We start from the raw sequence: 13,639 nt of genomic DNA on the forward strand, positions 1-13,639 counted from the left end.
CAGTTATTTATAATTATACTCTGAACACTAATATTTTGCAGTTATTTTTTATAAAAGATATGTTACAATTTAGCATGAGGTGGCACAAATCTATGAATATTTTTCTTTGTGGTTCAAATCAATTAACAGCATTAGATCAAGAAGAAATAAAAAAATTTTTAACTGACTATGCTCACAAACATAAAATTTACATATTATGTTATAAATCTATCGAAAATGAGATTCTTCGTTTTTTCATCGAAAACGAAAGACTCGCTCAAAATTTATGCCTTTACACGCTACAGCCGTTACAAGCATTAACAGATGAATTTCAAGAGGTCGTTGATTACTTAAAAAGACATGGAGCCGAGTATGTTACTTTTGATCATCCTTCCGACTCCATTTACCGATCGGATTATATGTTTTTTGTAAAACAAATAATCGAAGATACCGATTTAGTTCTCTGTTTTTATAATGGGGACAAGCATACATCTGTCATTCCCGTTGACGTTGCAAAAGAAGCAGGAATTGATGCTGTTATTTATGATTTACCAGGTTTACATGAAAAACAGATGAAAAAAAACTTTGAACAAAAAATCCGTATGATGTAAAGGGGGAGGCACAATATCGTTATTGTGCCTATTATAAATATGATAATTGAACAAGATTATGATCATTTTATCGCGAGTTTTAAACAACAATTCAATATGGATATCGCTTCATATAAACAAGATAGAATGCGTCGTAGAATCGATGCTTTTATTTCGAGAAAAGGCTTTGAGAACTACACTAATTTTTTAAGTAATTTACGTACTGATCAAAATTTATTTTTAAGTTTTATTGATTATATTACAATTAACGTTTCAGAATTTTTCAGAAATAAAGAACGTTGGCAAACGTTAGAGACGAAAGCACTACCAAAATTACTCGAACAAAATAAAGGAAAATTAAAAGTATGGAGTGCCGCTTGCGCTGCCGGTGAAGAACCATATACACTCTCTTTAATTTTATCAAAGCATCTGGCTCCATTTCGTTTTGAAATACAAGCAACAGATCTTGATTTTCACATTTTAGAAACTGCAAAACGCGGTCAATATACAGAACGTTCTTTAAAAGAATTACCTATCGATTTGAAAGAGCGTCATTTCACAAAAGAGAATGATATATATTCATTACATCAAAATATTAAGCAAAACGTCACGTTCAAACAACACGACCTATTAATGCAGTCGTTCGATACAAATTACGACTTAATTATTTGTCGCAACGTAATGATATACTTTACTGAAGAAGCAAGAGTAAAACTTTATGAAAAGTTTAGTCGTTCTTTACGAAAAGGCGGCGTACTATTTGTTGGTAGTACCGAACAAATTTTAACACCTGAACGTTATAATCTTCAGAGATTTGATACATTCTTCTACGAGAAAATATAAAAGAGGTCGTCACAATGTAAAGTGACGACCTTTTTATATAACTCGAATTAAAATAATAGCAACAATCCATACAAAGAGAAAAAGAAACGTCATAGACCATTTATGTTCTTGCATCGTATGTTTCAAAGCCTGTGATAATTGTGTCATATTCATTTCTGCAAGTGCTCTCCATACGCTTACATCCCGCTCTTTAGCAGTGCGGTCTGTAACGCTAATTAAAATGGTTTCGTTAGACAATTTCGTTATATAAGCAGTAATAACCGTTACCATTAAATTTATATTTCCTTCTGAAGAATCACTTTCCACTCTAGAAATGAGTGCACTTACATCTAATAACGGAATATGTACCTTTCTACCAAATGATAGTTGTACTTCTGCGAAATCATACGTTCCATCTAACAAAGGAAGTTCTTTTATATGCGCCTGTTTCACAAGTCCTTGCAGGCTTCTCATTACTTGTTCAAATATTTTTTCTGTTTGCTTTCCTTCTCCAGATAGCGTGTGTAACTTTTTAAAGAGTAGTAATACTGTATCCATCTCTTTAGAAAGCATTTCCTTCATAACCTTTCCATCACCTAAACTCGCAAGTAAAATCCCTATTTCATTATTTTTCGAAATAACCTTAGACTGTCCAGTAAACACTAAATTGCTATGCTTTCGTTCTTTCTGAATTTCATGTTCCGAAATAGCTGCAGGCTGTTTTAATGGTTGTAGCGTCTTATCTTCAATTGTCGTACGTTTAATTTCCATTTAAGCGCCTCCACTACTATGAAATAATTAGCCCCATTCTTTATTACTTTTTAAAACTAAAAACAATACGAATAAACCTGACATGATAGCAAATACATTAGAAGCTTGTATTCCCGGTTCACTTTTAGCTTCTTTCTTATCTTCTGGCTCTTCTTGTTTCTCTTTCTTTTTCGAAATGACTTGATTGTTATTATCTTTATCTTTTTGAGCCTTCGCTTTATTTACTTCCTTGTTGTCTGTGAGAGGCTCTTTTATAACATAAGTAATTTTTTCTTTCTCTTTCAGTGGTTCTTTTATAAGATCGTTTACTTTCTCTTCTTGCTTCGGAATTTGAACAACTGGCGGTTTTTCTTCCAGGAGCGGGATCTCTATTTTTGAGTCTTCCTGCTTCTCTGGTTCTTTCTCAGGTTCTTCCTTATCTTCTAATTTATCTTCATTCTTTCGTTCTTCTACCTTTTTATCCTCTTCTGTTTTTTGCTCCAAAATAGAAACGATATACTCACTTTCCTCAACCAGTTTATTGCCGGCCGCATCCACTATCTCTACAAGTATTTCGTATGTCCCGATTGGCAACGCATCCGTTATTTCAAATACTTTTTGCCAATCCATGTCGCGCTTATTGTAATCTAATAAAAATGTAATCTCTTTATTTTCTTTCCCTTTTAATGTAACACGAACCTCTTTCACAACTGATTCTACGTCTGTCGCCTTCACTCGCACACGTATAGAATCGCCTTGTTTCCGTTCAATTAGCTTCTCTTTCGCCTCGTCAACAGTAACTTTATGCAACTTCGGCAGTTCTTTATCTATTGTTGGCGTGTCATTATTTATACGAATAAATGGGACTTTCACTTCATTTTCTATAAGCTCTTCTTTCTCAGTTTCTTTAGAACTTTGAATGAGCTGAAGATTCCAATCACCTTGCAAATCAAAAGTTTCGACCTTGTAGTGAGCAATCCATCGCTTCGTTTCCTCTTCATACTTAAACGATAGCATTCTTTCTTGCTCATACTGATCTCCTTTTTTTGGCAAGTGCAAAATACCTTTTATACTTTGAACATTTTGCTCTTTCGGCTCTACAATAACCCGCACTTCTTCGCCAACTTTTAATTCTGGCTTATTTACTGTAATAACCCCTTGATCCGTTTCTATTTTTTTTTCGATTTCTTGTTCATTTGCTACTTCTTGTTGTTCCTCTTTACCTTGATTCACTTCCACTTGCTCTGGCTTCCCATGAACTTCTTTGTTTTCTTCTTGCACATTCATTTCATTTAATTTTTGATCTGGCTCAATTTGTTCTTCCGCCTGACTTTGCAGAGGGAAGAACAGACACACATTTATGAATAACCAGCTCATTAGAAAAAACTTTACGTTTTTCATCTACTAGCTCAAACTCCTATTTCAACGACTTATAGCGATTTCGTCACTTTTACTCCGAAAAACCCATCTACATTTACAAGTTCACCATACGCCACCAATACATCATTTACATAAATACGAATTGGCTCGTCAATATCCTCATCTAGTACAACCGCTTCATTCTCTTGTAAACTTAAAATATCTTGAATTGTTTTCACTGTGCTTCCAAATACAAATTTCACATTCATTTCTACATTTTGTAAGATGGATGTGTCCATGTATACTGGTTCTATTTGTTTTACTTCTTTAAATTCAATAGGTTGCACAACAGGTTCTACAATTTTTTCTTCTTCAATTTCTTCCGTAACAATCTCTTCTTCCTCTTCCATCATTGGATATAGAAGTCTTCTTACCATTTCTTTCGCTTCTGAAATCGGTAAAATTTGATACATTTTCGATTGAAGCAGGTCGCCAATTTCAAGCTTGAACGTAATTTGGACGAGTTCATCCACTTTCATTGACTCTCCCAAATATTCCATTTCTTCTTTTAACGTTACGAATTTAACATTTGGTGGTGTCATGTCCATTTTTTCTTGAAACATTTCTGACATCGCCGTCGCAGCATGCCCCATCATTTGGTTCATGATTTCTTTAATACCGCTCAGTTCTAATTCACTAAGCTCCTTCTCTGGATCAACTTCCCCTGTTCCCATCATCATTAAATCTACCATTGTTAAAGCGACATCTTTCGTAAATACGAATACATTTTCATTCTTTAGCCCTTCAACAAAATCAACATTTAAAATAACAAACGGGACTGGTACTCCGTCATAATGACGAACATTGATTGATTCTACATTGGGCGTACTAATTGTAACTGGCTGATTTAATAGTGTTGACAATACTGTTGAAGCTGAACCAATTGAAATATTTGCAATTTCACCAAGGACATCTTTCTCTTCTTGTGTTAAATGCTCTTTTTCAACTTGTTCTTCTACAATCTCAGTTTCCACTACTTCTGCTGGCTCATCTTTTTCTTCTACTCCACCAGATAATTGCATTAATTTATTTACCATTCGTTTCGCATGTTCAACTGAAACAATTTGCACAAGTTTAGAGTTTACAAGATTATCTATCTTTAAATCAAACGATACTTTAACAATCGTTTGATTCCCATCAATCTCGGAAATTTTCTCCATTTCTTCTGATAACTTTACAACTTTAATTGTCGGCGGAGACATATCTACTGTATCTTGAAAGAATTCTGACATAGATGTAGCTGCGAACCCCATCATTTGATTCATCGCTTCTTGTACAGCACTTAGCTCTAATTCACCAAGTTCTTTTCCGTCTTCCACTTCACCTGTTCCCATCATCATTAAATCAGCAATGGATAATGCAACATCTTGCTTAAGGACAAGAAGGTTTTCCATATCTAATCCTTTTGTAAAATGAATGTTTAATACAACGTGTGGAACTTCGACGTCGCTTGAATCATATAAATCTACCAATTCTATGCGAGGAGCAGTAATACTTACTTGCCTATTTAAGATTGTTGATAATACAGTCGAAGCTGAACCAAATGATATATTTGCAATTTCGCCAAGAATATCGCATTCTTGAGGCGTTAAATGCTCATTTTCTTTTTCTAGCACAATTGTGCTCGTATCCCCTTTTGTGTGTTGCTCAGGCATTTTCTCTGCCTCCTCATTTCTGTTTTTCTATCAAATGATATAAACTCTCATTTTATTTTAACAAACTTATTATATAAAACGTTAATATGTATTTATTCCCATTTTTAGATTCGTAACGATTAGCCAAAAAGCTCCCCAATTGTATACAAGTGGGGAGCTTTCCTTCATTCCTATTATAAACCTTCTGGGTTTAAAATGAGGACCACTCGTCCATCACCGAGAATTGTCGCACCAGAGAAATAATTCGAACTCTCTGCAAAGAAGTCACCTAATGACTTTAGGACTATTTCTCTTTGACCGATAATAGTGTTTACAATAAGTCCATAGCTGCGATGTGTATTACGAACAATTAACACAGGAACCATTTGACCATCATATGACGCAAACGCCTCATCTACTGTTTTCTCACCAAATACAGTACTTAAATGCTTCACTTCAATAATTTGATTACGGTAATTTAACACATCTTTTCCTTGTAAGGATTGGATGTCTTCTCTCTTAATCCGAATTGCTTCAACAATATTACCAAGAGGGAAAGCATAACGTTTATCGTTCGTTTGAACAAGCATAGATTGAATAATGGACAACGTTAATGGCAGTTCAATTCTAAATGTACTACCTTTTCCTTCTTCAGAATCAATAATTAAATGTCCACCTAAACTATGGATTGTATGTTTCACTACATCTAATCCAACGCCACGCCCAGAAAGGTCGGATACAACTTCAGCTGTACTAAATCCTGGTTGGAAGATCAAATCAAATACTTCACGGTCCGTTAATTTATTTGCCTCAGATTCTGTTACAACACCATTTTTAATCGCTTTTTCTAATACTTTCCCTTTATGAATTCCATTTCCATCATCCGTAATTTGAATAACGACATGATTTCCACTATGAAACGCTTCTAATTTAATCGTACCTGTCTCATTTTTCCCTGCATCACGACGTTGTTCAACAGTTTCAACACCGTGATCAATTGCATTACGAATTAAATGGACGAGTGGATCACCGATTTCATCAATAACAATTTTATCAACTTCGGTGTCTTCACCTGTAATTTGTAAATCGATTTTCTTCCCTAAATCTTTCGCTAACATACGTACCATACGCGGGAAACGATTGAATACCGTTTCAATTGGTACCATACGCATGTTTAGTAGAACATTTTGAATATCTTTTGAAATATCACCTAATCGATTTAAATGCTCAATTAATTCCTTGTTTTGAATTGCTTGTGCCAATTCATCTATACGACCACGCTCAATTACACTTTCTTCAAACATGTTCATTAATCTTTCAATTTTTTCTAATTGAACACGTATGGAACGATTTTCCACTTTACCATTTTTCGTTTTTGCAGCGCTTTTAGCAGGTGTAGCATTAGCAGATTGCTTCGATACTTCTTTAGTTGATTCCACATGAGTAGCCGCTTGTAAATCTTCCTGCATAGCTTCTTGTGTACCCAATTCTTTCGAGACTACTTCTTTTAACGTATGTCCTTGCTTCACTTCTACTTTCTCAATTTCAGAAACATGAAGCACTACTTGTTTTAATTCTTCTTCACTTTGATCAGTATCCATAAATACTGTGAACTCAAAACCGAAAGCATCTGCTTCAATTTCTTCAATACTTGGAACTGTTTTTTGTACATTGCCTACATTTTGCAGTGCCTCAATACACATAATTGCACGTACTGCTTTTAAAATAGCATGTTGCTCAACAGTTATATGCACTTCATGCGAAACTGCATCATCATTATTTATAAGTTCTTGCTCAATATATTCCGCAGGAGTTTCTACATTGCCATTCAATAATGCTTCTAATTTCTGCTTAGTTGTAATTACATCAATATTGCCCATTCCGCCTTGTTGCACATCTGCAACCATCTTCTCTAAATTATCAATGCACTCAAAAATCACATCAATAATCTCTGCATTTACAACTATATTCCCATGACGAATTTCATCTAAAACGTTTTCCATTTTATGCGTTAAATCCGCCATTTCCGTAAATTCCATACTCGCTGACATACCTTTAAATGTATGGGCTGAGCGGAATATTTCTCCCACAACATCCATATCAGTGGGATTTTGTTCTAAAGTTAGCACATTTTCATTTAGCGATTGTAAATGTTCTTCTGATTCCTCAAAAAATATATTTAATAGATCTGTTTGCATTTTCATCCCCTACCTGTCTAACAAACATTTCATTTATGTATAACAATTTAGTGTTTTAAAGCAAGAAAAAAGGGGGCCACACGCATATCCGCTATCAATGTTTAGATTCCTTGTGGCACCCCTTCTATATTAGCTGTTTGCTACTTTTGTTAAAGCTTCAATTACTCGATCCGCTTGGAATGGCTTTACAATAAAGTCTTTTGCTCCACCCTTAATTGCATCTAATACCATACCTTGTTGTCCCATTGCAGAACAAATAACAACTTTTGCACTTGAATCAATTTTAATAATTTCTTTTAATGCTTCAAGTCCGTCCATTTCTGGCATAGTAATATCTAATGTTACAATATCCGGTTGAAGTTCTTTAAACTTCTGAATTGCTTCTACTCCATTCTCTGCTTCACCAATAATTTCAAATTCAGAATTACTTTTTAATAAGTTTTTAATCATCGTTCGCATAAACATCGCATCATCTACAACTAAAATTTTATGTGCCATTCTTTTTAATTCTCTCCTTCTATGTATAAATATATCTTAATATTTCACCTTATCATTCTCACTCATTATACAAAATAAAATGATAAAATTTAATATTTTTTTAAAAGAATTTTCGTATTTTTATTATTTTATTATCAAAATAATAATATACTATTCTTTTATATAAATGACAACGCGACGGTTTTTCTCCCAATTTTGCGGTGAATCATTTGGTACAACTGGCTTTGTGTCTGCATATCCTACCGCAGCTAGCCTTTTATCATCCACATTATACACTTCGATTAAGTGGTGAATCATATTTGCTGCTCTTGCTGAAGACAGCTCCCAGTTAGAAGGGAATTTGTCATTATGAATAGGTCTACTATCTGTATGCCCTTCAACAACAATCGGATTTGGTACTGATTGGAAAAAACCAACTAATTGACTTATTATCTCTTTCGCTTCTGGTTTAACGTTCGCGTCACCCGTATCAAATATTAAATTATCTACTATAACGACGCTTACTCCCGTATCCTCTCGATATACATTCACTTGACTAATACCGTTATTATCTACATATGCTTTTAACTTTTTATATAATTCGTCCATTCTCTTTTTAGAGACCATTTTTTCATCATTTTTTTCATGTGAAATATCTGGTATTGTATTTTCCATTACTTTTGCATCTACTTGCTCCACGTCACTAAACTTTTCAAGCATCTGTGACAATTTTACTGCATCCTGCTTTGATGTAGCAACTAGTAATACAAAGAAAGTTAATAATAACATCGTTAAATCTGTAAAAGTCGTCATCCAACGAGGCGATCCCTTTTGCGGTCGTTGCATCATAACCATACCACTCCTTGAAATATTAGGCTGCTCGTTTTACTTTTTTTATCTTTGTTTCGTATACATATGTATCGAGTTTCAACTTTAATTTAGAAGGAATTTGACCGCGATATAATTCTGAAATCGCTTCAATAACAAACTTCTTCTCTGTATATAAATCTTCAATACCACGATACACTTTTTCAGCAAGAGGGATTGCAATCATATTTGCAAGTACTGATCCATACAATGTCGTTAACATCGCAACTGCCATCCCTGTACCAATTTGCGATGTGTCTTGCAAGTTTTGAAGCATAATGATAAGACCGATTAAAGTCCCTATCATGCCCCAAGCTGGAGCAAAATCGCCAATTTTATCTAGTAATGCTGCCCCTTTTCTTAACTCATACACTTCCGTTTCAACATCTTTCATTAACACTTCTTTTAATTCATCTTCATCGTAACCACTTAACATTAATCGAATTCCTTTTTGAATAAAAGGATTGTCTACTTGCTCTCCATCAACTTCTAAAGAAAGCAAACCGTGTTTTTTAGACTTTTTCGAAAAATCGACAAACAAATCCGTTAACTGTTCTAAATCTTCTTCTTTTCTATGTAAAACAGTAAAAATACTTTTCGTATATTTTTTTATTTCTCCAAATCGATATGCCACAACAATTGTCGCAGTTGTTCCCCCTATTACAATTAAAATAGATGAAACATCTAAAAAGTTTTTAAAAGCTTTTACTCCGCCGCCACCAATCATAATCGCTGCCATTACAATAGCAAAACCTACTATTATGCCCACTGGGCTAGAAATATCAAACTTCCTTTTTTTTCTTTCTGGTCTAGCAAACACTTGATTTTCGTCTCCCATATTCCGGCCCTTCCCTTTTCATTTTTATAAAACATTTTTTTATTTTAATAATGCGTTTTCACATATAATAAGTATTATACGCTCATCATCTATTTATCGCAATATACTCATAGAATTGACACATTTCATTTCCATATTAGAATTATAGTATGGAAATATGAGGAGGATCACGATGGAACATAACATTTTACAAGTCATTGCACTAGCAGAAAAACTAAAATATGAAATGCGACATAGCTGGCTTTCTAACGGACGTCAAGAAAGCGTTGCTGAACATACGTGGCGCATGTCTCTAATGGCCATTTTAGTTGAGCCTTATTTAGATCAAAAAGTAAATATTGAAAAATTACTTAAAATGGTTATTATTCACGACCTAGTCGAAGCTGAAGCTGGTGATATTCCTGCTTTTGATACAATGAATAGTCATGAATTACAATTACAAAAACAAAAAAATGAGCAAGAAGCAATTTTAAATATTAAACGAACATTAAAAGGTTCTCTCGGTGAGGAATTATATGATTTATGGATGGAGTTTGAAGCGAAAGAAACGTACGAAGCAAAAGTTGCCAACGCACTTGATAAGCTTGAGGTGAAAATTCAGCATAACGAAGCTGATATTGATACGTGGCTACCAATTGAGCATAAAATGACATTCCAAGTGGCAAAGCATACAAACTTTGATTCTTTCCTATCTAAATTACAAAAAATGATTGAACAAGATGGAGAAAAGAAATTACTAGCTGCCGGCATTGACGTGGAAGCTTGCAAACGATAATGAAAAGACACTCAAATTGAGTGTCTTATTTCATTATCGTTGATACAGCCTGCTTGTAAATCAGTTGTTGTTTTCCATCAACTAACATTAAAACGGTAAATTTGTCTATCGCAATAATTTCTCCTACTATTCTAACGCCACTTTTTAAAAAAACTGTAACAATACCTTTTTCTTCTTTTATTTGTTTATATAGCTCTTCTTGTAAATGTTCCAAATAATTTTCTCTCCTTTTTCACAAAATATCTTAATATGAAAAACTATAAATTATTTATTTGTGTACTTTATCTTTTACATTCATAAACTTATTAATAAGTATATCTAAATCTCGGCTAAATAACAAAACTTTATCATGTTCCAATCCGTGTCTAGCAACAAGTTGAATTAGCTCTTTTTTTTTGTTTTCTATTTTATTGTGTAATTTTCCCATCTCCATCTCTTTACTAAAACTCCCTTTTCCCATAATATTACTTGTAAAATTATAGTACAAATCCTCTCATAAAAAAATATAAAAATGGTTTTTTTTACAATTTTTATGTTTTTTTATGAACAAATCGCAAAATATATAACGATTTCTTCACATATCCCTAGCTCAATATACAATCAAAATGACCATACAGGCGTTTGTCTAATTACAAAAGAGACTGGCTCCTTTTCCATACAAAAAACATACTGTATATAGTAGTCCATGAATTATATAGATTAACTTACTCAAAAGGAGGAAAACATATGAGCTATGGTGGAAGTTGCGCTGGTTTCGGCGGTGGATTTGCTTTGCTTATCGTACTATTCATCCTTCTAATCATCATCGGATGTAGCTGCTGGGGTGGCGGCGGATACGGATACTAATATATCCTATCCTTAACAAATGAACGAAAAACTATACGAAAACAGCTCATATTTGAGCTGTTTTTTCATACTTTCGTATGAAGCCATATCCCTCCTTTTTGTGATTTCAACTAAAAAAAAAACGTTTACTATGAAATAAGAAATATTTTACTAAGGAGGATTACAATGATTAAAGGTCTTTACGAAGCACATTTACCTGTCCGGAACTTAGAGATATCAATATCTTTTTATGAATCACTTGGACTGAAATTATATAAAAGAGGAGATGATATTGCTTTCTTTTGGATTAAAGAAAACGAAAGTTGGCTCGGTCTTTGGGAAGGCACAGAATATAAAGTTAATTATCATCCCTCTTTACGACACATCGCCTTTCAAGTAAACTTACATGATTTAGAAAATGCGATTCATTGGCTAAATCAAAAAGGTATTTCAGCAAGAAAAGATTTTGGAATGGAACCAATTGAACCGATTGTTTTTCCAGAATTAGCGCATGTCGCCGTATACTTTAACGATCCTGACGGAAATAGTTTAGAATTAATTGCACAATTACCTATTGGACTTCCTACAGCGGAGAAAGTGTACTTAAGCGAGTGGAAAAAACAAGTTCAAGCATCATCATTACATAAAGATTAAATTTCATGTCAGTTTCTTATTCCACACTTCTAAAAACAAATAAAAACTTCAATAAACTATTTTACGGGCAAATGCTAAGTGTACTTGGAGATTCGCTTCATACTGTAGCTTTATTAACATTCGTCTATAGCATAACGGAATCTCCATTTATGATTGCACTCACCTTTGTAAGTAAAGGATTACCTCAACTTCTTCTTAGCCCTTTCATAGGCGGAGTTGTAGATCGTTTTTCTAAAAAGAAGATTCTGCTTTTCACCGATATTTTACGAGGCATAATCGTCCTCACTTACTTATTTGCACTATATAAAATTGAGATTATTTTCATTTCTAACATATGTTTATCCGTACTTTCTTGTTTATTTGAGCCGGCTAAACAAGCAACCTTAAAACATATCGTACACCAAAATCATTTCGTAACTGCTAACTCTCTTTCTAGTACAATTAATAGTTTTATGTCTATTATGGGGGCTTCTTTAGGCGGAATCCTTGCACAATCTTTACATATTGAGTTCGCTTTTTTAATCAACAGCCTGTCATACTTTATTTCAGCCTATTTTATCTATACTATGAGTGTCCCTTCTCATGATACTTGTAACAAGAAAAAACCATTTTTTACTGATATAAAAGATGGTTACACATACATATTACAAACAAAAATCATTTTAACGTTAATTCTTGTCGGCATTTCATGGGGCATGATTGGAGGCGCTTATCAGCTACTTCTAACGATCTATGCCGAAAAGATTTTCCACACCAACATTGGAATTTTATATACGGTTCAAGGGGCTGGGCTTATGATGGGAAGCCTCCTCGTTAATCTTTATATGTCTCATAATAAAGAAAAAATGAAAAAAGCATTTGGTTGGGCCTATTTCCTACAAGGAATTTTCTTTCTCGGATTCATTTTATCCGATCAACTTATTATCGGTATCATTACACTACTCTGTATGCGCATAGCAGGAGGAATCATCGTTCCACTTGATACGACATTACTTCAAACTTACACGAATGAAAATATGATGGGTAAAGTTTTTTCATTCCATTATTCTATTTATGGATCTCTTATTCAGTTATCCATGTTTTTTACAGGAGCGCTTTTAGAAATTCTTTCTCCGCAAATTATTGGTAGCCTATTAGCTATATGCTGTATTTTTGTTAGTTTTATATGGCTTTACCTGTTTTATCGCGGGAAACTGAGTGAAGAATCTACTATCACTTAATAGCATGTTTATGTACATGCTATTTTTATTTATGTCGAAATATAAAGGAAAAAGGCGATTTATTTCCCTTACGTTCTAATTTTTTAGAATGTACAATAAATTTAGATTACAAGAAAGGAGAGGTCATAATGTTTGACGATAGACTTACTATTTCAGCTGAGCAGCAAAAGCTCATTTCCAACGCAACTCGCATTCAAATTCTTCACCTTTTAAAAGATGAAGCACTCACTGCAAAACAAGTAGCTACTAAACTAAGTAAATCTGCTGGTAGCGTACATTATCACGTTCAAATTTTATATGATGGAGGGTTACTTGAATTAGTAGACACGAAAGAAAAACGAGGAATTATTGAAAAATATTACAAGGCAAAATCTGCTCATTTCTATATTGAAGAAAACGGCACAGAAGGAACGAATACAGGCAGTCATATTGTATCTCATTTATTTTTAACTCCAGAAGAATTACAACAACTTACTTGGGAAGTTACACAAGTTTTATTACGCTGGGAAAACAAAACCGCTCGTCAATCAAACTCCGAAGAGGAATACGCTATTTCCTGCAGGATTAAAAAACAATGAAAGAAAGGTCCAT

The 13,639-nt window shown here is 33.8% G+C and carries 16 protein-coding genes; 7 read left to right on the forward strand and 9 right to left on the reverse strand.

The window, feature by feature from the left end:
• Positions 1-92: 92 nt before the first annotated feature.
• Together MKO96_RS06390 and cheR are read left to right on the forward strand one after the other, a co-directional pair.
• The gene (locus MKO96_RS06390; protein WP_048566824.1) at positions 93-590 is read left to right on the forward strand and encodes a hypothetical protein; all 498 of its coding nucleotides are present in this window, start codon (positions 93-95) and stop codon (positions 588-590) included.
• Positions 591-629: 39 nt separating this feature from the next.
• The gene (cheR, locus tag MKO96_RS06395) at positions 630-1,412 is read left to right on the forward strand and encodes a CheR family methyltransferase (RefSeq protein WP_240587039.1); all 783 of its coding nucleotides are present in this window, start codon (positions 630-632) and stop codon (positions 1,410-1,412) included.
• Between the two features lie 33 nt (positions 1,413-1,445).
• On the opposite strand, the gene MKO96_RS06400 is transcribed toward cheR, so the two are convergent.
• The 7 genes from MKO96_RS06400 to MKO96_RS06430 form a co-directional block, all read right to left on the reverse strand.
• The gene (locus tag MKO96_RS06400; RefSeq protein ID WP_087980051.1) at positions 1,446-2,162 is read right to left on the reverse strand and encodes a hypothetical protein; all 717 of its coding nucleotides are present in this window, start codon (positions 2,160-2,162) and stop codon (positions 1,446-1,448) included.
• A 27-nt stretch (positions 2,163-2,189) separates the two neighbouring features.
• Positions 2,190-3,542, reverse strand: a complete 1,353-nt coding sequence (locus MKO96_RS06405) for a transglycosylase (RefSeq protein WP_240587040.1) — start codon at positions 3,540-3,542, stop codon at positions 2,190-2,192.
• A gap of 29 nt (positions 3,543-3,571) precedes the next feature.
• Positions 3,572-5,215, reverse strand: coding sequence for a flagellar motor switch protein (locus tag MKO96_RS06410; RefSeq protein ID WP_240587041.1), 1,644 nt, complete (start codon positions 5,213-5,215; stop codon positions 3,572-3,574).
• A gap of 173 nt (positions 5,216-5,388) precedes the next feature.
• Positions 5,389-7,392 carry a chemotaxis protein CheA gene (locus tag MKO96_RS06415; RefSeq protein ID WP_098650490.1) on the reverse strand — a complete coding sequence of 668 codons (2,004 nt, stop codon included), beginning with the start codon at positions 7,390-7,392 and terminating at the stop codon, positions 5,389-5,391.
• Positions 7,393-7,521: 129 nt separating this feature from the next.
• A complete protein-coding gene (locus MKO96_RS06420) occupies positions 7,522-7,890 on the reverse strand; it encodes a response regulator (protein WP_000940570.1) in 369 nt (122 codons plus the stop codon).
• A 150-nt stretch (positions 7,891-8,040) separates the two neighbouring features.
• Positions 8,041-8,718 (reverse strand): OmpA family protein, encoded by a 678-nt coding sequence (locus tag MKO96_RS06425; protein WP_016134059.1) that lies wholly within the window; start codon positions 8,716-8,718, stop codon positions 8,041-8,043.
• Between the two features lie 22 nt (positions 8,719-8,740).
• Complete coding sequence (locus MKO96_RS06430; RefSeq protein ID WP_240587042.1) at positions 8,741-9,574, reverse strand: flagellar motor protein MotP; 834 nt, start codon at positions 9,572-9,574, stop codon at positions 8,741-8,743.
• Positions 9,575-9,746: 172 nt separating this feature from the next.
• Between MKO96_RS06430 and MKO96_RS06435 the strand changes: the two genes are divergently transcribed.
• Positions 9,747-10,349, forward strand: coding sequence for an HD domain-containing protein (locus MKO96_RS06435; protein WP_000400774.1), 603 nt, complete (start codon positions 9,747-9,749; stop codon positions 10,347-10,349).
• A 25-nt stretch (positions 10,350-10,374) separates the two neighbouring features.
• Here MKO96_RS06435 and hfq read toward each other — a convergent pair whose 3' ends face one another.
• A complete protein-coding gene (gene hfq / locus MKO96_RS06440; protein WP_240587043.1) occupies positions 10,375-10,563 on the reverse strand; it encodes an RNA chaperone Hfq in 189 nt (62 codons plus the stop codon).
• A 54-nt stretch (positions 10,564-10,617) separates the two neighbouring features.
• Complete coding sequence (locus MKO96_RS06445) at positions 10,618-10,836, reverse strand: aspartyl-phosphate phosphatase Spo0E family protein (protein WP_033656016.1); 219 nt, start codon at positions 10,834-10,836, stop codon at positions 10,618-10,620.
• Between the two features lie 239 nt (positions 10,837-11,075).
• On the opposite strand from MKO96_RS06445, the gene MKO96_RS06450 reads away from it, so the two are divergent.
• The 4 genes from MKO96_RS06450 (at position 11,076) to MKO96_RS06465 (ending at position 13,626) form a co-directional block, all read left to right on the forward strand.
• Positions 11,076-11,195 (forward strand): YjcZ family sporulation protein, encoded by a 120-nt coding sequence (locus MKO96_RS06450; protein WP_000120179.1) that lies wholly within the window; start codon positions 11,076-11,078, stop codon positions 11,193-11,195.
• Positions 11,196-11,360: 165 nt separating this feature from the next.
• Positions 11,361-11,828 (forward strand): VOC family protein, encoded by a 468-nt coding sequence (locus tag MKO96_RS06455; RefSeq protein ID WP_240587044.1) that lies wholly within the window; start codon positions 11,361-11,363, stop codon positions 11,826-11,828.
• Between the two features lie 5 nt (positions 11,829-11,833).
• Complete coding sequence (locus tag MKO96_RS06460) at positions 11,834-13,048, forward strand: MFS transporter (RefSeq protein ID WP_240587045.1); 1,215 nt, start codon at positions 11,834-11,836, stop codon at positions 13,046-13,048.
• A 128-nt stretch (positions 13,049-13,176) separates the two neighbouring features.
• Positions 13,177-13,626 carry an ArsR/SmtB family transcription factor gene (locus MKO96_RS06465; RefSeq protein WP_240587046.1) on the forward strand — a complete coding sequence of 150 codons (450 nt, stop codon included), beginning with the start codon at positions 13,177-13,179 and terminating at the stop codon, positions 13,624-13,626.
• Positions 13,627-13,639: the final 13 nt, after the last annotated feature.

Source organism: Bacillus sp. ES1-5 (genome assembly GCF_022487605.1).
Lineage (GTDB): Bacteria > Bacillota > Bacilli > Bacillales > Bacillaceae_G > Bacillus_A > Bacillus_A wiedmannii.

What these genes read in the sequence shown, in the direction of transcription:
- MKO96_RS06400 (WP_087980051.1), bottom strand. Translation starts at nt 2,162, where the DNA reads ATGGAAATTAAACGTACGACAATTGAAGATAAGACGCTACAACCATTA.
- MKO96_RS06450 (WP_000120179.1), top strand. Translation starts at nt 11,076, where the DNA reads ATGAGCTATGGTGGAAGTTGCGCTGGTTTCGGCGGTGGATTTGCTTTG.
- MKO96_RS06460 (WP_240587045.1), top strand. Translation starts at nt 11,834, where the DNA reads ATGTCAGTTTCTTATTCCACACTTCTAAAAACAAATAAAAACTTCAAT.
- MKO96_RS06420 (WP_000940570.1), bottom strand. Translation starts at nt 7,890, where the DNA reads ATGGCACATAAAATTTTAGTTGTAGATGATGCGATGTTTATGCGAACG.
- MKO96_RS06435 (WP_000400774.1), top strand. Translation starts at nt 9,747, where the DNA reads ATGGAACATAACATTTTACAAGTCATTGCACTAGCAGAAAAACTAAAA.
- cheR (WP_240587039.1), top strand. Translation starts at nt 630, where the DNA reads ATGATAATTGAACAAGATTATGATCATTTTATCGCGAGTTTTAAACAA.
- MKO96_RS06390 (WP_048566824.1), top strand. Translation starts at nt 93, where the DNA reads ATGAATATTTTTCTTTGTGGTTCAAATCAATTAACAGCATTAGATCAA.
- MKO96_RS06415 (WP_098650490.1), bottom strand. Translation starts at nt 7,392, where the DNA reads ATGCAAACAGATCTATTAAATATATTTTTTGAGGAATCAGAAGAACAT.
- MKO96_RS06425 (WP_016134059.1), bottom strand. Translation starts at nt 8,718, where the DNA reads ATGATGCAACGACCGCAAAAGGGATCGCCTCGTTGGATGACGACTTTT.
- MKO96_RS06405 (WP_240587040.1), bottom strand. Translation starts at nt 3,542, where the DNA reads ATGAAAAACGTAAAGTTTTTTCTAATGAGCTGGTTATTCATAAATGTG.
- MKO96_RS06465 (WP_240587046.1), top strand. Translation starts at nt 13,177, where the DNA reads ATGTTTGACGATAGACTTACTATTTCAGCTGAGCAGCAAAAGCTCATT.
- MKO96_RS06455 (WP_240587044.1), top strand. Translation starts at nt 11,361, where the DNA reads ATGATTAAAGGTCTTTACGAAGCACATTTACCTGTCCGGAACTTAGAG.
- MKO96_RS06430 (WP_240587042.1), bottom strand. Translation starts at nt 9,574, where the DNA reads ATGGGAGACGAAAATCAAGTGTTTGCTAGACCAGAAAGAAAAAAAAGG.
- MKO96_RS06410 (WP_240587041.1), bottom strand. Translation starts at nt 5,215, where the DNA reads ATGCCTGAGCAACACACAAAAGGGGATACGAGCACAATTGTGCTAGAA.